This window comes from Gardnerella sp. KA01001, from assembly GCF_049244025.1.
Lineage (GTDB): Bacteria > Actinomycetota > Actinomycetes > Actinomycetales > Bifidobacteriaceae > Bifidobacterium > Bifidobacterium swidsinskii.
This window is the reverse complement of sequence record NZ_CP058366.1, coordinates 1,348,895-1,367,692: the sequence shown is the minus strand read 5'-3', so window position 1 is coordinate 1,367,692 and position 18,798 is coordinate 1,348,895. Positions and strand designations below refer to the sequence as shown.

General features: G+C 36.3%; 14 protein-coding genes and 1 tRNA gene. 10 read left to right on the top strand and 5 right to left on the bottom strand.

Features of this window, described 5'->3' with window-relative positions; all coding sequences use genetic code 11:
* Positions 1–386: 386 nt before the first annotated feature.
* The 10 genes from HXT59_RS05570 to HXT59_RS05525 all read left to right on the top strand — a co-directional run bounded on the left by HXT59_RS05570 (position 387) and on the right by HXT59_RS05525 (position 12,636).
* Positions 387–518 carry a lacticin 481 family lantibiotic gene (locus HXT59_RS05570; RefSeq protein ID WP_004111352.1) on the top strand — a complete coding sequence of 44 codons (132 nt, stop codon included), beginning with the start codon at positions 387–389 and terminating at the stop codon, positions 516–518.
* A gap of 34 nt (positions 519–552) precedes the next feature.
* Positions 553–3,258 (top strand): DUF4135 domain-containing protein, encoded by a 2,706-nt coding sequence (locus HXT59_RS05565; RefSeq protein WP_116440595.1) that lies wholly within the window; start codon positions 553–555, stop codon positions 3,256–3,258.
* Complete coding sequence (locus HXT59_RS05560) at positions 3,245–5,335, top strand: cysteine peptidase family C39 domain-containing protein (protein ID WP_004111355.1); 2,091 nt, start codon at positions 3,245–3,247, stop codon at positions 5,333–5,335. Before HXT59_RS05565 ends, HXT59_RS05560 begins: the two co-directional genes overlap by 14 nt.
* Positions 5,328–6,269 (top strand): ABC transporter ATP-binding protein, encoded by a 942-nt coding sequence (locus HXT59_RS05555; RefSeq protein ID WP_004111357.1) that lies wholly within the window; start codon positions 5,328–5,330, stop codon positions 6,267–6,269. Before HXT59_RS05560 ends, HXT59_RS05555 begins: the two co-directional genes overlap by 8 nt.
* Positions 6,266–7,018, top strand: a complete 753-nt coding sequence (locus tag HXT59_RS05550) for an ABC transporter permease (RefSeq protein WP_004111358.1) — start codon at positions 6,266–6,268, stop codon at positions 7,016–7,018. Before HXT59_RS05555 ends, HXT59_RS05550 begins: the two co-directional genes overlap by 4 nt.
* Positions 7,015–7,755: a hypothetical protein gene (locus tag HXT59_RS05545; RefSeq protein ID WP_004111359.1), complete on the top strand. Its 741-nt coding sequence runs from the start codon at positions 7,015–7,017 to the stop codon at positions 7,753–7,755. Before HXT59_RS05550 ends, HXT59_RS05545 begins: the two co-directional genes overlap by 4 nt.
* A complete protein-coding gene (locus HXT59_RS05540) occupies positions 7,752–8,981 on the top strand; it encodes a sensor histidine kinase (protein ID WP_004111360.1) in 1,230 nt (409 codons plus the stop codon). The genes HXT59_RS05545 and HXT59_RS05540 overlap by 4 nt, the downstream gene beginning before the upstream one ends.
* On the top strand, positions 8,974–9,657 hold the full coding sequence (locus HXT59_RS05535; RefSeq protein ID WP_004111361.1) for a response regulator: 684 nt from the start codon (positions 8,974–8,976) through the stop codon (positions 9,655–9,657). The genes HXT59_RS05540 and HXT59_RS05535 overlap by 8 nt, the downstream gene beginning before the upstream one ends.
* Before the next feature lie 709 nt (positions 9,658–10,366).
* A complete protein-coding gene (locus HXT59_RS05530) occupies positions 10,367–11,755 on the top strand; it encodes a PTS ascorbate transporter subunit IIC (RefSeq protein WP_116440596.1) in 1,389 nt (462 codons plus the stop codon).
* 215 nt (positions 11,756–11,970) lie between these two features.
* The gene (locus HXT59_RS05525; protein ID WP_421784265.1) at positions 11,971–12,636 is read left to right on the top strand and encodes a GntR family transcriptional regulator; all 666 of its coding nucleotides are present in this window, start codon (positions 11,971–11,973) and stop codon (positions 12,634–12,636) included.
* Positions 12,637–12,730: 94 nt separating this feature from the next.
* On the opposite strand, the gene HXT59_RS05520 is transcribed toward HXT59_RS05525, so the two are convergent.
* The 5 genes from HXT59_RS05520 to HXT59_RS05500 form a co-directional block, all read right to left on the bottom strand.
* A tRNA-Leu gene (locus HXT59_RS05520) sits at positions 12,731–12,818 on the bottom strand.
* 114 nt (positions 12,819–12,932) lie between these two features.
* Positions 12,933–14,879: an FAD-binding protein gene (locus HXT59_RS05515; protein ID WP_012914075.1), complete on the bottom strand. Its 1,947-nt coding sequence runs from the start codon at positions 14,877–14,879 to the stop codon at positions 12,933–12,935.
* Between the two features lie 40 nt (positions 14,880–14,919).
* A complete protein-coding gene (gene dprA, locus HXT59_RS05510) occupies positions 14,920–16,464 on the bottom strand; it encodes a DNA-processing protein DprA (protein WP_421784264.1) in 1,545 nt (514 codons plus the stop codon).
* Positions 16,461–18,104, bottom strand: a complete 1,644-nt coding sequence (locus HXT59_RS05505) for a YifB family Mg chelatase-like AAA ATPase (RefSeq protein WP_421784263.1) — start codon at positions 18,102–18,104, stop codon at positions 16,461–16,463. Before HXT59_RS05505 ends, dprA begins: the two co-directional genes overlap by 4 nt.
* Complete coding sequence (locus HXT59_RS05500) at positions 18,104–18,652, bottom strand: YraN family protein (protein WP_033888751.1); 549 nt, start codon at positions 18,650–18,652, stop codon at positions 18,104–18,106. The genes HXT59_RS05505 and HXT59_RS05500 overlap by 1 nt, the downstream gene beginning before the upstream one ends.
* Positions 18,653–18,798 lie beyond the last annotated feature (146 nt).

Sequence of the window (18,798 nt, the reverse complement as noted above, 5' to 3'; positions counted from 1 at the left end):
TACTCTAGAGGTTTTTATTTTGCAAAGACATAGGCTATGACAAACTTAGCTATTCCTGTATTGTTTGAAGAGGATCCCTAACGTTGTTGAGTGGTGAAGTTATTTGTAGATATGTTTTAAAAGCTATCATTTTAGTATGAGGAATGTTTATGATGCTGTGTATTCAATAGCTTAGGTGAGTTGCATGTATCAAAAACTAACATGAAGATATATATCTTATGCATAGAACTACATGTACCCTATAGTGGACAAAATATGCATGTTGATGGATAGGCACTTTTATATTTGTGATTATTAAATTGTCCTAAGTAACTAGGAATAGGTGAAGTTCTTCCTAATCTCTATTAACTACATTATTTTATTTGGATACCTCAAAGGAGACGAACATGAAAGATGTACTTGTTGAGATTACAGATGCTGAATTAGATGAAATTCTCGGTGCTGGAGATGGAGTCATGCATACATTGACTCATGAATGCCATATGAACACTTGGCAATTCTTGTTAACCTGCTGTTAAGACCATAAAGAAGTTAGGAAGGATTTCACCTAAAATGGTTACTGATGAAACCAATGAGCTATATCAGTTTAATGGTGTATTCGAAAAAGTTAGAAGTGCTGATATTCGTCTTATAGATACTTCTAATCTGGAGCTGGAGCATGTGCTTGGGCCAACGATAGTACTGTTCCTAGCGAACTATAAAGCCAAGAATGGGAAACCGTCTTTTGCTGATTTCATCAGTCGTTTAGAGCATGATGATACTTTCTTTTCAGAATTCATGCATTTAGCAAGGCATAGGCTAGAAAATGTAGCAAAACTAGAATTAAAAAAGAAAGAATATAAAAAATGGGTTACAGGTTGTTTGCATAGTGATGTTCATCAGATAAACAAGGTTTTCAATTATTCTTTCAATAAGAATAATAAAATATTAACTAAAGTTTGCGGTGATTTACATGAAACACCTCCTTCTTTCCTAGTAGAATCAAAAGACTTTAAGTTGTATTTGAAGCGTGGCTCAAATGGTAATTTACAAGTATTGGAAGTTCTATGGAGCTTAATATCTGAAGATGAGAAAATATTGGATTTGGTTTGGCCAAAAAGTTTAAATTTGGGGGATCATTCTTGGTATGAATCTATTGATCGCAAACCATTATCATCAAAAGAACAGGCTTCAAGATACTACCGGAGATTTGGACAAATTATGTGTTTGGCTTATGCGTTGCGTATGAGCGATTTGCATTATGAAAATATTATTGCTCATGGAGAATATCCTGTAATTATTGATTATGAGACACTAGGTGCGTTAAATATAAATGAAAGTTATCGCAAGAATGATGTTAGTTTTAATTATAAACTATTGAAGCGGATAAATAACAGTGTTCTTATGACAGGAATGCTTCCACTAGCTGCAAATCAATCTGAGCGTGATGATGTTGGTGCTATATCTTCAAAGAGAATACTTAGATCTGTTAAGGAACTGGTTGATATAGGAACTTTAGATATGAGGTTTGAGAGAAAAGATAGAATAGTCTCTACTAACACTGCCTCTCCCTTCTTAAGTAAATATGATGGTGAAGAAAATTTGGCATGGGAAGATTATTACGATGATATATTAGATGGTTTTCATTATACGTATACAGCTATTCTTAAAGTGCGTAAGGAGTTGATTGCTAAGTTAGAAAGTGTTGCTACATCTATAGAAAGTAGAATTTTATTACGTAATACCCGAGAATATGCTGCTGTTATAGAGGCGTTGAAATCATATCGTTTTCAAGAACGTAAGGAATATATTTGGAAGATTTTTTGCGAAAAGAAGTATGGTATTTTATCTTCAAATTTAGTTGACTACGAGCGTTCGGTTCTAGAAGTTGGACTTATTCCGTCTTTTTACTGTAGAGCAAATTCAAAAGATCTTTATGGTGGGAATAAACAGCTACTATGTGAGCTTTCTTTGACTCCTATGACTTTAATGAAACAACAACTTGAAAGGCTGAATACAAAAGATCTTAAATTTCAAGTTGATGTGATTGAGTTTTCTCTTAAAGGTGTAGCTACAGTGCAAAACACGCAATGGATAACCTATTGTGAGACTTGCAAAAAAAATAGTTTAATTGCGCTAAAGTCACAAACACAGATAGCTTCCGATTTATCTTTTAGTATTGAAGAATTCTTTACAAAGTATGCTGTAATTGATAAACATAATTCGAAGAATAGATATTGGTTTGGAGCCAATGTTGATGATCGGGACAATCTAGTTATTGATGTTGTTTCCAGTAATTTATATTCTGGAAGAGACGGTATTGAGACTGTTCTTAAAAATAGTCTTCCCGATGATAAGAATGGTCAATTTACATCTAGTTCAGTTTATTTGAGTTATATGTCTCGTTTGATTGTTGGTGAAGATCGTAATCGATTTTTATCGTGCAATATTAATGAAATCTTGAATTGTGTTCGAAAAGATAGTGTTCATGATGTTCTTGGAGGGAACGCGGGTTTTATTTTTTCTTTGGCTGATATGCACACTGATTATACGCATGTTCTTATTCAAGAAGCTGCATACAGTTTAAAGAAAAAAATGATCTGTGAAGAAGGGATTTTGCGATGGCCTATCGGAAATGAAGTAAGAAAAGCTAATGCCAGCTTTGCGCATGGTAATGCTGGCATAGGATTGTCGCTTCTTAAGGCTGGAATAGTTCTCCATAACGAAGAATACGTCGATCTTGGATTAAAAGCTATAAAGACAGATGATTCATTTATAAATGCAAGTGGTTTATGGGTGGATACGCGTCATATTCCATCAATTCCAACTGCTAACTGGTGTAATGGAACAACTGGTATGGTTCTTAGCCGATATTTATTATTGGAATTGGATAAAACAGTAGGATTTCTAGATTATTTTGAACGTCAAAAAGCTCGTGAAGAAATTCATTTAGGGATTCAACATATTCTTTCTAGCTTTTATTCATTAACAAGTTTTTCTATGTGCCATGGCATTTCAGGTAACCTTAAGTTGCTAATATTTCTTGATAAGCAAGGTCTTTTATCTGTAAATCAAAGTGTTGAATTGAGTCGTCAGATTAAACTATTCCTACGTTATATTGTTGATTTTGGATGTGGGTTCGGTAATAATCGTTTTCAATCTTTAGGACTTATGACAGGACTAGCAGGGATTAAATTGTTCCTCGATGAACTCTCTAATGACAAAGCAACTTTGTTTCCTCTTATTCCAGTAAGGAGTGATGCAAATGAAAATGATTAAACAACAGTCAGAAAAAGATTGTTTACTCGCATGTTTTGCCATGGTTTTGTCTGTTTATGGGATTAGCAGAGATCCATATTCGATTAATCCTGAACACTACCTATTTGAGTCTGATGGATTACGAGCATCTAGTTTGCGATCTTTATGTGAAAAATATGGTCTACTGTTAAAAGCATATCGTATTAATTCTTTAGAGTTGTTGGAATATGCCAAGCAAAGTGATTCAATCTTGATTTTACATTTGATCAACAATCATTATGTTGTGCTATCAAAAGTAAAAAAAGAGTTTTTAGTTATAAACGATCCAGCATACGGTATAAGACGTATTCGTATTGATGAACTTAGTAGAATTTTTTCAGGAACAGTGTTGTCGATTTCTAAAGATTCTTCATCAAAAGTGAAAATCGATAAAAAAGATCCTGTGAAAAAAACTAATGTTTTTTCTTTATTTTCAAAAACTGGTTTTTTGTGGATGCTGCTTTCTTTTATTTGTATTCAAGGTGTTTCATTATTATACGCTGCGTTATTGCGTTGTATAGTTGAGAAAAACAATAGTTTTAACTATTTGTTTATAGCAGTAGGGTGTATAGGGCTAATTACTGTATTGAATTATTTTGTGCAGGTAAAAGCATTAGAAAAAGGGGCTAGAGATTTTGATAGGGCTTATTCAAATCGTCTAATCAAATCAATGACACAACAGCCATTATCTTATTTCGAACGTTCCAGCATAGGTGCTTTAATCGAGAAGTTAGCTTTACGCACTACGGTGCGTGATACGCTACAAAAGGCAATCATTCCTCAACTGTTTTCAGCTATATCTTCTACTGTCCTTCTTGGATTCATAGCCTATTTTACCCCTATTATTTCAGTCGTTCTACTTTTAGGGTTAGCTTTTTTTGCAACCATTAACTATTTCATTGTTAATAGACAAAAAGAATTGACGTTTGATTTTATTCAATCTCAGCAAAACTTATCAACTAGAATTCAACATGATATTGAAGATATTGCTGTTCTTATTTCTACTCGTAAAACCAATTATATTGCAGATAAATGGATTCAATTAAATGATTCACTAACGTCTAGTTATCTATCGCTAACAAAACTAGTTACGTTAGCTCAGTCGTTCTCTTCTTTTTTCACATATGCTTCAAATATTTTTCTGGCCGTTTATCTAGCATTTTGTTTCAAAATGGGCAGTGTTAACCTGGGTGAAATGCTAATGATACAATCATGTGCAGCACTATCTGTATCAGGATTAAAAGATGTGCTTAACTCGTTTACTGGATATGTAACTGTACGACAAAATCTAGATAGGAATAATGACCTTACTGCTACGCAACCTAAACAATTATTTGTCGAAGATTCTTCTAGCTCTGAATTAGTTGCTACAAATTTGAGTGTAACTTTACCAGGAAATAAACATTTAGATTATGGGACTATTCATTTCACTCCTGGAGAGAAGGTATTTCTAATAGGCAGATCTGGTATTGGAAAAACAACCTTTATTAAGACTCTGCTTGGTTTAATACCTCATCAAGGTCTGTTGTATCAGCCGAGTAGTTTTAACGATAAAGTTGGAGTTTCGTTAGCTGATACACCTTTAGGCGGATCCACCATCCGAGAATTTCTTGTGGGTGAATATGATAAAAAAGATGCTAACTTACTTTGGTCGGCACTGGAAATAGTTTCTTTAGATCAACGTATAAAAGAATTTCCTTTAAAATTGGATTCCTTATTGTTGGAAAATGCTTCTAATTTGTCAAGTGGAGAAAAAAAGAGATTAGCTATTGCTCGCGCTCTTGTTTCGGCTCAAAACGGATGGGTTTTTTTGGATGAGCCTTATATTGGGTTAAATCAAGAACTTATAAAAACTATTCATTCGAATCTTAAAAACAACAAACAATTATCAATTATGTTAGTTACGCACAACTTGCGAATGTTGAAACCGCAAGACAAAGTTATATTTTTCAGTGATATTGCATCACCAGAAATTGGTACACATTCGCAGCTATTGAATAGTAGCGAAATGTATCGAAATTATTACAAATCACAAATGAATGGAGATATTAATGTCTAAGTACGCAATTGAAACTTGTAGACTATCAAAAGTCTATGGTGATCAGGCTGTAGTGCGGGATTTGTCTATTCATGTTCCACGTGGAAGCATCTATGGTTTTCTTGGACCAAATGGTGCTGGCAAATCAACAACTATGAAGATGTTGCTTGGTCTTGTTAAACCTTCAAGTGGTCAGATTGTAGAGTTTCGGAATTCTGCAAGTAATGGTAGCTCTAAGAAAGTGTTGCCGGGGTTATTGGTAGGATCGTTGATAGAAGGTCCGGCATTTTATCCTAATTTAAGTGCCTTAGAGAACGTTGATTTGGTTTGCGATTATCTTGGCATTGTTCGTGCTCAAGGTCGAGAAGCACTCGACATGGTTGGGCTTTCAGGTATAACTGGTAAAAAACCAGTGAAAGCGTTTTCTTTAGGAATGAAGCAGCGTCTAGGTATAGCGCTAGCTTTGGCAGCGAATCCACCTGTGTTGATTTTAGATGAGCCAACAAATGGTTTAGATCCTGCTGGTGTAGTAGAAATGCGTCAGCTAATTGTTAATTGGGCGCATAACCGTGGTACGACGGTGATGATTTCATCTCATATACTTTCTGAAATTGAACAGATGGCTGATTATGTGGGGATTATCTCAGCAGGAACTTTACGCTTTGAGGGGCGTATGCAGGATATTTGTTCTGCAGGGTACTTGCAACTACAAGTTTCTGATATGCAATCTGCAGTAGTTCTATTATCTAATTGTGGTATTGATTATAAAGTGGAAGAGGCTAGTAGATCCCTAATATTGCCAATTATATCTAATGAAGTAGTAGCAAATTTGGTTGCACATCTTGTGAATCAAAATGTGAAAGTATATAGGGTACAAATGGTTCGTCAATCTTTGGAAGAAGCATTCTTAGAACTAACAGATCCAATTTACACATCAAAGGTGGTCGCAAAATGAAGCAGTTTATTTTAACGCTAAAAAGTTTGCGTCATCGACAGATTTTGCTGATTACATTATTATTCATTGCTGTTGTTGGCTTATGGTTGGGTGCAGCGCTTGCTAAACGTGCTCGTGGCCCCAAAGAGATTCACCTTTATTTGCTAGCATTGAATGAGGTGATGATGTTAGCTATCTACGTGTTACCGATTATTGCTGCAATTGTCGCCTCTAGGGTGGTAACCACATCGCGTGATGGTGGTATGGATACTAAACTGCGTTCTATGGGAATTTCTGCTAGTCGCCAGTTTGGTGCAAATCTTGTTGTAACTATAATGATTACTACGCTAGTTGCTGTTTTCATTTTGGCATTAGCACTCGTATCATCGTTAATATATGGATTTAATAGACCAAACAACATTACAATAATATCATTATCTGCTTTACTTGCACTGGTAGGAGATGCGATTGCTGTAAGTGCTATACATACATGGGCTGCTACACAATTTTCACAACAAGGTGTGACTCTTGGAATGGCTGTGGTTGCTGCTATAGGTACATCTGCACTTCCATTTGCTGGTTTAAATTATTTATCTTGGATTTTGCCTTGGGGTATTGTTAGTGCTGCGAATCCGGTACTTGGTTCAACTGGTGGCGTGGTTACTATTAGCTCCGAAGCACTACTGTTTGGCGTAGTAGCAGTGATTGTTGGGATTTTCTGGTCTAGTGTGTGCATGTTTTTGATTAAAATTAGAAAGGTGGAACAATGATAAAAAAAACATTTGCTTGGGAATGTAGGAAAAATAACATTACTTGGTATTGGATTGCTTTATTGTGTACGTCTTTTCTTGGATTGCTTATGGGAATTAGTCAATATGAGTCATATGAAGCAGAGTTCAAGGCTCAAGGAGTTACCTATTTAGCAGTATGGGGTCAGTCTGCGTTGTTGCCAACGACATTATTCTTTCCTATATTGCTTGGTGCACTGCAAGCGCAGAAAATGTCTAATGAGCATAATGGCCGTAATATTGCTCGTTTAAAGGCTATTGGAGTTGTTAATAAGTATATTACAACATTGACGCTTCATTCCTTTGTTATTTCTATGTTTTCTGTATTGCTGTTTGGCACTTTACAACTTGTTGCTGGCATATTTCTTCATTTTCATATTTCTGATGTATTTTCTCTAGTTCCTCGTTTATTTGCGATTGCATTAGCGATGACAGCTTGGCAACTGATTGTAGTGGGTATTGGGGTTCGCCTTTCAGGATTTTCTTCAATTGTTACAGTTGTGTTGGTTTCATCACTCATAGGATTTGGAATGGCTATTGTTGCACCCGCATTATCTGTTGTTTATCCACCGGCTCTTCTTGCGTATGCAAGTGCTGTACGTTGTATAGGTGATTTTTATGCGGTAGGTTCGATTGTTATCTCTGTTATGATGAATCTAATGTGGATAATTTTGGGAATGATATTCATAAAGGTTCAATTCAAACGAGCAAGGCTATGAGCACTTATATGCGTGAGAAAGCTTTATTTCATCACGATTATAACGCTAGACGAATATCCTCAAGTAGTTACCGGCTTGGGTTCTTTGACCAAATATATGCAGCTTGGATAAATAACTCTGAGCCGGTATGGATTATTGGAATACTTTCGACTATCTATCAAATAATAATTGGATTACGTAGTGATGCTGATCCGATTATAGTGTGGATGACGGTTGTGCTAACTTCTATTGCAGTATTTGGTAGGCGCCGATATTGGCATATTTCTGTTGCTTTATCTCTTATGGCCGCTAGTATATCTGCCTATTGTGGAGATGTAAATATTGGATTGCTTACCATGTATATTCTGGCTTCTTCAGGTATATGTTTGCTTGATATGCGAAAAATGTTAATAGGTATATTAGCCTTAGGTGCTGGAGTTGTCTTATCAACTCTTTATGGATATGTAGTCTTCGGCAGGAAATTAATTATTCCTGCCATTTCTGTTTTTGTATTTACATCTCTAACTGCTGCTCTAATACGAATGAGAGCAAATCAGGTCAGAGAGAAACAACAAGAACAAGCCATATTATCTGAACTACATGAGAGTGAATCCCAAGCACGAGTTAATGAGAAAGCTACGAGAATGGCAACTGTGCTACACGATTCTGTTGGACATTGTCTTACCGCAATTATTAGCCTAACTGAGGGTCTGCAAGTAGATGATGATTTAGATGTGAAACAGCATGAAATAGTGAAACTTATCAACGAATATGCTAGAAGTGGCTTACGGCAAACGAGAACTCTAGTTAACTCGATATCTGGTGGAGAACAAGATAGTAATAAGGAACATTCTATTACCGATATTGAAGAACTGGTTGCAGGAATCAATAAACTTGGAATACGTGCACAGCTAGAAATAACACCAGTAGTTCCAGAAGTGGGGGTTCAAATTCAATGGGCATACAGGATTATTCGCGAATCTATAACGAATACTTTGAAACATGCTACACATGCTACAGAAATTAGTGTTCAAATCACCATAACGTTGAAAGGAGAACTCGAAGTTGTTGTAATTGATAATGGCAAACAGATGGGTATTCATGAACAGACTCCGTCTACTGGTTATGGTCTTGCTCATATCGCTGCTGATTTAGTCAGTATTGGAGGCTCTATTACTGCAGGGGTCTATGCTAGAGGTGGCTGGAGAGTGCATGCAATTATACCAAAGGAAAATATCTATGATTGATCGCAAAAAAATCCGAGTTATTATTGTCGATGATCAGAAAGCTATCCGTTATGGATTTTCAATGATAATTAACAAATCTGCTACATGTACTGTCATAGGATCTTGTGAAAACGGGCTAGTTGCATTAGATATGCTTGAAAGGTTATCTGCATCGGGTGAGCAGTTGCCGGAAATAATAATTATGGATATTAGGATGCCTGTTATGAATGGGATCATTGCGACAAAACATATTAAAACTAAATACAGAAATATTAAGATTCTTGCACTTACTACTTATGATTATGACGACTATGCATTTAAAATGCTAAGTTCTGGAGCTTCCGGTTTCCTACTAAAGGATGTGCGCGGACCGCAACTTATATCTGCTATTGAAGCTATTAATGCAGGAGATGCTGTGCTAACTCCAAGAATAACAGGAAAGATATTAGCTCGTCATGTTTCTCAAATCAGTGCAAGTCAAGATGTGCAAATAGCTAGAGCTAAATTTGATGCTCTAACAGAACATGAAATTGAAATAGTAAGCCTTGTGTCATGTGGTCTCAATAATGCAGAAATTGCTGAGAAGCTTTTTATTGAACCTGATTCAGCCAAAAAAGCTGTCTCTCGTATTCTTGCAAAACTGGGGATGCGTGATCGCGTGCAACTAGCTATAGAATGGATAAAAACTTCTAATTGAGTAAAAATAAAAGTCATACTCTAATTAGACATATGTAAGACAATTCACATTTACGAAATAAATCGAAAAATTTAATAGTTTTGCACTCAAAAACGATAAAAACAATTATGTGGTATGAACTGTGCTAAAAATTAAAAATATTTTACTCAGCAGTTTTATATGTATTGTATATTTGAAAAAGTGGGAGTGACAGTTTTTGATGAGAATTATTGACCGAAATATAAACATATGTTTATACAGTAAAACATATGTTTATTTTCATTAAAAACTGTAATAATTACTGATTTTATAAAGCACTTCGTGAAAATGGAGTGCTTTTTTCTGTATATTGGTGTGTCGAATTTTCTAAAAACAGGTAAAAATTTCGAATTTTATTGATATTTAATAAATATTTTAGTTATAAATAGTGTTATTTTAATTGTTTATAATGTTTAAACGATATAATGAATTTGACATGAAACAACAGTATGAGCTGTAACAGTAGTTGTTGGCTGGGTATAAAAACTACTGCTCGTAGTAGCTCTTACTACTTTGCTTCATTGCGGAACCGTGAATTTTGTATGTGTAGTTTTACTGTGCTACGAAACTAATCGTGTATTTCGAATAGTTTCGCCTACGGTATCGTTTGCGAAGTTTGTAAGATATTTTTGCCGCCAATAATTGCGTAAGCCGCTCAAACTATATCGATTAATATGGTAAGGAGAGTTACGTGGACGGAATTCTGTCAGTACTGCTCGATATTTTCAGACAGCCATCTGTTATAGTTGCGCTTATTTCTTTTATTGGGCTTGCAGTGCAAAGAAAGAAATTCTCGGATATTTTGCAAGGATCAATCCGTACTCTTGTTGGTTTTCTTGTTTTAGCAGCTGGTTCTGGAGTTATTACTGAAGCGTTGAACCCCTTTGGCAAAATGTTTCAATACGCATTTCATGTGCAAGGCGTAGTGCCGAATAATGAAGCAATTATTGGAACTGTTTTATTGAAGTATGGCTCTGAATCTGCGCTTATTTTCTTCTTTGGAATGATTGTTAATATTATTCTTTCTATTACTTCTCGTTTTAAATTTATCTATTTAACGGGTCACGTAGCTTTCTATATGGCAAGTATGCTTGCAGTTATATTTAATGTTGCAGGATTTAGCATGTGGGAAGTTCTTTTATGGGGTTCAATTGCTCAAGGATTGTTTACGACAATTTCTCCAGCACTGGTGCAGCCGTTTATGAAGAAAGCTTCAGGCAAAGATGATGTTGCTTTAGGACATCCTGCTGGTACTGGTGTTGCTTTAGGTGCGTTAATTGCAAAGCTTACTGCTTCAAAAAAGCGTCCTTCTAAGTCAACTGAGGATATTAAATTCCCAGCAGCATTGGGATTCTTGCGTGATACAACAGTTCTTATCACGCTTTCTATGGCTGTTATTTATATAGTAGTGGCACTTTTTGCTGGATCTTCGTATGTCGAAACACATTTATCTAATGGTCAAAACTTCATTGTTTTCGTTATGTTGAAGGCTGCAACTTTTGCTGCAGGTGTTTATATTATTCTTGCAGGCGTGCAGATTGTTCTTGACGAAATTGTTCCAGCTTTTAAGGGAATATCGGAAAAGCTTGTTAAAAATGCGCGTCCTGCTTTAGATGCACCAATGACTTTTGGCTTTGCTCCTAATGCTGTTCTTATTGGTTTCTTAGCTAGTTTCTTTGGCGGTTTGCTTGGAATGACGCTTATGGCGATTTTGGGAACGACAATTATTATTCCTGGAATTGTTGCGCATTTCATGGCTGGTGGTGCTGCAGGAGTATTCGGTAATGGTCAAGGTGGAATACGTGGTTGCTTGACTGCATCATTTATTAATGGTCTTTTTATTACTTTCCTTCCGTTGTTCCTTTTGCCAGTGCTTGGCGATTTGGGAAGCGCAAATTCTACATATTCTGATGCGGATTATGGTGTATTTGGTGTAATACTTGGTCACGCAAATATTGTCGGTGGTCGTACTGTTTTAATTTCTGTAATACTTATTGCACTAATATTGTTCTATTCTGTTTCGATATTGATGAATAAACGCGATTCTAATAATTTTGAAAAGGTTGAAGAAATAAAATAAGTAAAGAAAATAAAAATACAATTAAATAATTGTATATACATATAAAAATTAAAAATTTTTTTACTCATTTTCTTATTTATTTGTACATTTTATTGTATGACTGGTAGGATAACAGAGTTATTAGTTTTGCATGAGCCGTTGTTACTATGCTGTGTTTTACACAAACTAGTATCAACGGCTTTTTCATATTAGCGTTTAGCTAGGGGAGAGTGATAATGGTCGAAGGTGTGCCTAAATACATTGCTGTGCGAGATAATCTACGCGCTCGCATTGATTCTATGGAAGCGAACGAACAATTACCTCCTGAAATTGAATTGTGCAAACAATACAATGTGAGCCGTATTACTTTGAGGCATGCAGTCGATAACCTTATTACTGAAGGATTACTTGTTCGTGAGCAGGGTAGAGGAACATTTCGAGCTTCTTCAATTATTCCTAGTTATAGTCAAGAAGTAATTTCTGATCGTGCGCAAGGATTTTACGAGCAGACTTATTCTAATGATGCAAAAATTAGAATAAAAGTTATTGAAAACGATGTTATTCATGATGAAGATGCTGCTGCTCGTTTAGGCCTTGATCCAGTAGATGAATTGATATGTTTGAAACGCTTGCGTTATGTTGACGATGTTTTATCGCGTTATAGTGTGCTCTATTTGCCTGCTTCTCGTTTTCCTAAAATTTTGACGAATGAAGTGTCTGTGCATATAGAAAATCTATGTGACAGGCTTGCAGCAGTACTTAACCTTGAAGTTGGAACTCCTGCAATTACAGCTTATTCTACTGTAAAAGATAAGTTTGGTACGATTATTGCTTTTGGTGCATCTGTTTATGCGCCAAATTCTGGTGAGATTCGTTTCCACCTGCATTCAAATGCTGCTTAATTAAACTTTAGGGCTAACTAAGAATGTCTTAGCTAGCCCATTTTTGTGTTAAAAAACAATAAAACCTTGCTGGTTTTCCAGCAAGGTTTTTTCGTGTCCGGAGCGGGAGTTGAACCCGCACGCCTGTAACAAATAGGCACTAGCACCTCAAGCTAGCGCGTCTACCATTCCGCCACCCGGACAGGTGTTTTAGACAACAGATAAGACTATAACATCTTTTTTTCTTCTTCGCTTCGGCGTGTTGAAAAAATTACGAATTTTCAAAATATTTATATATGAAAATAGTAATAATAGTTTTAAATTATGCTATTTTCAGTATAAAAATCTCCTTTACTATCTTGTTTAAAATCAATAATATTCACTGACTTTTTTGCCAAGTTTCCATCAAAGTCAATGAACGAGTGTTGTGGCAATGAAGAAATATCATGTTTTGGATAGTCTCTTCTAAAGAAAGCACCTCTAGATTCATGTCTAGCAAGTGAAGATTGCAATGCTGCTTTTGCAAGTAGTGACATGTTCTTTATTTCCCATATTGCAGTAATTTCTTGGTTAAAAACTAAATTATTGCTATGGATGTGTAATGATTGAATTTTAGGATCTATAAATTCTTGTATGTCATTGAGTGCTTTTTTAATTGATTGTTCGTCACATGATATTGCAACAGCGTTTTCCATGATTTTTCCTAAATCTGCAAATAATTTATAAGGATTATCTTCTTCTATTTGTGAAGACTCGTCGTTATAGCTGTTGTTTGTAAAATCTGTAGCTTGCTTCGCACTTGTTTCCATAAGCTGATTAAGTTCATTATTTCTTTGTTTATATAAGACTTGTAGTGCAGTATTATTTGAGAAAGTTTTATTGGTTTCGTTGGTTTCGTTGGTTTTGTTACTGTTAGTTTCGTCATCCTTGTTTAAGTTTTTCAATTCTTTTGCTATTGTTGCTCCCGCGCGATTTCCAAAAAGGCATGCGTCAAGCAAGGAGTTTCCTCCTAATCGATTAGCTCCGTGCACTCCTACGCATGAGCATTCTCCGGCAGCGTATAAACCATAAACAATAGTTTGGTTGTTATTTTGCCATCTATATACTTTTCCATCCAAAGTTATCGGTATTCCGCCCATTGTGTAGTGAGCTGTAGGACGAATTGGGACTAAATCGCAAGTTGGGTCAAGATGAGCATATTTTTCAATAGTTTCTGTGACTTGTGGCAAGTATTCTAACATATTTTCTCGGCTGATATGTGTCATATCTAGCCAAACGCAATCGTTATGTGAATTGCTTTGTTGCGTAGTTGTTGAATCGTTTACACCTCTGCCTTCGCGAATTTCTTGGGCAATTGCACGAGAAACAACATCTCTTGGAGCTAAATCTGCATGTGCTTCATCGTATTTTTTCATAAAAGCTTCGCCATTTGAGTTCCTAAGCACGCCGCCTTCAGCTCTTGCTGCTTCTGAAAGCAGAATACCAGTATGAGCTAGTCCAGTAGGGTGGAATTGAATGAACTCGCAGTCTTCAAGTTGTAATCCTGCTTTTAAAGCTAAAGCCATGCCATCGCCTGTTAAATCCCACGAATTAGATGTTGTTGCAAATAATCTTCCCGATCCGCCTGTAGCTAAAAGTAGGAATCTAGACTTTATTGCTCGCAAGTCTCCTGCAGATAAATCAAATGCAACAATTCCTTCAACGCTCATAGTTTGATCGTTTATAGCAACATCTGTTACGTAACAATCTTCAGCAAATACAATATTCTCGGAAACACATTGTTGCCATAAGCTATGTAAAATTTGGTGACCAATACGATCTGCAGCAAAAGCTGCACGTTCAATTGGATTCTTTCCAAAATTAGCAGTATGTCCACCAAAACGGCGTTGGTTAATATATCCATTTTGTGTTCGAGAAAATGCTACGCCATCATGTTCAAGCTGAATAACTGTTTTTGGTGCTTCTTTTGCAAGTAGCTTTGCTGCATCTTGATCGCTTAGCCAATCTCCGCCATGAACTGTGTCATAATAATGCCATTGCCATTTGTCGTGCTCTACATTCCCAAGGCTTGCTGCTATACCTCCTTCAGCAGAACCCGTGTGTGAACGCAATGCTGGCACTTTAGAAATCACTAAAATTGATGGTGTTTTTCCTTCTTTTTTCATGCATGCGTATTCTTCGGATTTAATTAATCCTAGTGCTGCAGATAATCCTGCAGCTCCAGCGCCAACAATAATAACATCGTAGTATTCGCTTGATTGCATACTTTTATTTTCTCACATATCTTGTATTGAGCGCGTTATTTTACGCTACTTTTTGCTGTGATAATGTTAAATTTTCTTTATTTTGTACAATAATTCCTTCCAATTCTAGCAATGCAATTTTTCCAGAAATTTCAGCAATAGATGGTATGTAATCTAATTGTTTTTCTTTGTAAGAAGTTTTTATTATTTCGTATATTCTGTCAACATTTGCAAGTTCGTGTTTGCGTTTGCACGTTGTAATTGCGTCGATAATTAGTTTTTGTGTATTGTCATAATTTTTATAGTCTATACTTAATTTTTCTGGTTTAGGTTGAGAATAAGCAAAGTAGTGATGAGATTGAGGAAACAGAATATCTATATCTTGAGTTGAACACAATATTATAGCTTGTGAATCGTGTATTAGCTTGTTGCATCCCGCATTATTAGGCTGATTGATATCTCCTGGTATAGCGTATAGTTCGCGATTTAAATCCGTTGCCCATGTTGCAGTATTTAGCGCTCCGGATTGTAATCTTGCTTGAGCAACTATAATTTTTGATGCTAGAGCTGCAATAATTCTATTTCGCAATAAAAATCTGTGGCCTACTGGTGTTGTATCTGGGCATAGTTCGCTAATACACACTCCGCCTTTTGCAATAATTTGTTCAAAAAGCTGATAATTGCATCTGGGGCCCATATGATTTAATCCTCCTGCAAATACAGCAATGGTTTTTCCTGTAGGCTTATTTTCATCTATATCTTGTGCATCTAATGCGCCCCAATGTGCTGCTGCATCAATTCCGTACGCTCCACCAGAAATAACAGTATGACCTTTCGAAGCGCAATCATAAGCAAATTGATATGCGAGTTCTCTTCCGTAGTCTGTGCAAGAGCGTGAACCAACAATAGCAAGTGGATTATGACATTGTGTTAATGTTTGTGGATTCCCTACGCCCCACAAGCATAAAGGTGGTGAGAAATGACTCTGAAAAGCCAAATCTTGTAATTGTTTCGGCCAATATTTGCTGTGTGGTGCAATAATCCATTGCTTTCCGCCACAAGTGAACCATTGACATAGTGATTCACTATTCCATGTCGGCAAATGCAATAATCGAACGCACCATGTTGAAATAGAATTGTGTAGCACTTCTAAAGATTTAGGCGCATTATTGTTGTGATAACCCCACGCTGTTAAGCCCTTCTTGAAATAATTTTCTAAGAGAGCAAGCTCTTTATGTTTTTTTATGAAACTTAACATTGTAGATACTAATTCTTGATTTTTGTTACGTTTTCTTGAGGTAAAAGTTTTAGAATTGGCATCGTTTTCTTGATCTGCTACTTCACTAATAATTGGAAGTTGCATTTGTTGAGCTGAGTCTGTTGATTGTTGTTTCGTATAATTTTTCACAATTGTTTTTAATAGTGAAACAATTTCTTTAGCGCTTTTAGATCCCAATAGTAGTGTGTACATAATTGCATCCACTCCTTCAAGGCAGAATGTAAGTATTGCACGAGATATTGTTTCTTCGTCTGGTGAAGAAAAATCGCTAGATGCACTAATGGTTTCTTTAGTGTTATCCGTGTTGTTTATGCTCTTAGTGTTCATATTCGTGTCCTTAAACTGATAGCTTGTGCCATGTCTGTCATGTCTGGTGAAGTGTGTCCAGAAAGATCAGCAAGTGTCCACGCGAGTCGCAATGCTCTATCTGCTCCGCGCAAACTCAATTGATGCTTTTCTAATGCACGGTTAATAAGTCCTACAGCTTGCTGTGAAGTGTATTTTCTAAGCCACGTTCCAGATGCTTGTGCGTTGCAATCCCAACCTTGTTTTATAAAACGATCGCGAGCAATTTTACGAGCTTCTATTACGTTACCTCGCATTGTTTTGCTATTCAGATACGTGTTTTTAACTGAGTTTTGTGCATTGTCTTGATGATGGTTTGAAATAATAATTCGTTCTACTGGAGGTACATCCATTTGAATATCAATACGGTCAAGAATTGGACCTGAAAGGCGTGAAAAATATCGTGCTCTTTCGCGCTCTTTGCAAGTGCATCTTTCTCCATTTCCGTATGCGTAGCCGCAAGGACAAGGATTTGCAGCAATAACAAGCTGGAATTTAGCTGGATAAAGAGTTGTACCTTTTGAACGAGAAATAGCAATATGCCCTGATTCCAATGGTTCTCTTAGGGTTTGCAATACTCTAGGAGAAAACTCTGGAGCCTCATCCATAAACAGCACTCCGCAATGTGCTCTAGTAATAATCCCAGGTTTTGCAACTCCTGTTCCTCCTCCAATAAGAGAAGCTGCTGAAGCAGTATGGTGAGGTGCTTCAAATGGTGGAATATTGCTAATTCCGTAGTAGGGAAGTGTGCCACAAAGTGAACGAATTGAAGCAACCTCAAGCTGTTCTTGTTCGTTAAGTGGACACATAATGCTTGGTATTCGTGAAGCTAGCATGGTTTTTCCAGATCCTGGAGGTCCAATCATCATCACGTGATGTCCTCCAGCTGCAGCAACTTGTAGAGCCCATTTTGTATGTTCTTGCCCTATTACTTCAGACATATCTCCAATTTCATATTTTGGTTCAATTTGTAGTGGGGAAGTGCTTTCTTCGTGAATTGACGGATTATAATCTTCTTCTCCATTGTTATAATTTCCATTTCGCTCAAGAACTTGCATATGTTTATACGCAGGGTCTTCTTCAATAAGCTTTAGTGATTCCTCGCTCAAACTGCCATGCAATTGCGTCACTAAATCTAAAATATGGTGTATTCCAATAGATTCAATTCCATCTACAAGTTGTGCTTCGGCAAGATTTTCTTGTGGAATAATCATTCGTTTAAAATGCATCTTTTTTGCGTAAAGTGCAATAGGAAGAATGCCTTGAGTAGGTAATACTGTCCCGTCAAGATTTAGTTCTCCTAGAATAACTGTATTTTCTAATTCTGTAAGTGGAATATACTTTTCTGCGCTTAGTATGCTTGCTGCGATAGCTAAATCGTATGATGCTCCGCTTTTTGGCATTGAAGCAGGTGATAAGTTTACTGTTATCCTTCCTTCAGGCCATTTGCAATGCAACGCAAAATGAGCTGATTTAACGCGCTCTCTTGCTTCGCTTAATGAAGTGTCAGGTAAGCCGATAATAGAAAAGTTTGGCATATTTCCAGATATAAAAGCTTGCAGCTGAATAGTAAAAGCTTTAAGACCAATAAGTCCTATTGATGTTGCGTTTCCAATATGCATTAGAATGCTCCTTGAACATGCTTGAATTGGATTGATGAATTATCTTCAATTTCTTCCAAGGATTGCAATTCATATGCAGAATCTGGATAAGTGTATTTGTTAATAACGAGAATTGATACAGCATCAAATCGAATACGGTAATGAGGTATGTCGCTTCCGCATTCTTCCAGCCATTTCATACCAGTTGTACGTAATTTGCTACATTTTTCTTGAGTAATTGCTTCAAGTGGAGTGCCACAACGTACGCTTCTTCGAGTTTTTACTTCTACGAATACCAATTTTTGTTCTGGAGTAATCATTACCAAATCTAGCTCTCCATTGCGGCAATGCCAGTTTCTGTCAATAACGTGCCACCCTTTTTGCATAAGTCGCAAAGCGGCGTATGTTTCTCCCAGTTTTCCCAACTCTTTACTTTCAAGAGAATCATCTTGAAGCTCGTTGGACACTTGTTCAAGTTTTTCTTGCAAAAATACTTGAGCAGTTTCAGCGTTGTCAATCTCGTCAAGCGAGATAATTTCATCGTCAATAATGTGTTTTTGTGTAATCATGCTGCTATTTTCTGTGCTTATTGAGCAGTAATCCAGATTTTTTAAGCATTGTGGATAAAAGCTGTATACGGCGTGTTGTATTAGAAATTCAGTATATTTTCTGTATTTTTCTAAAACAAATTTCGCTATTTTTTGCAAACTGTTAA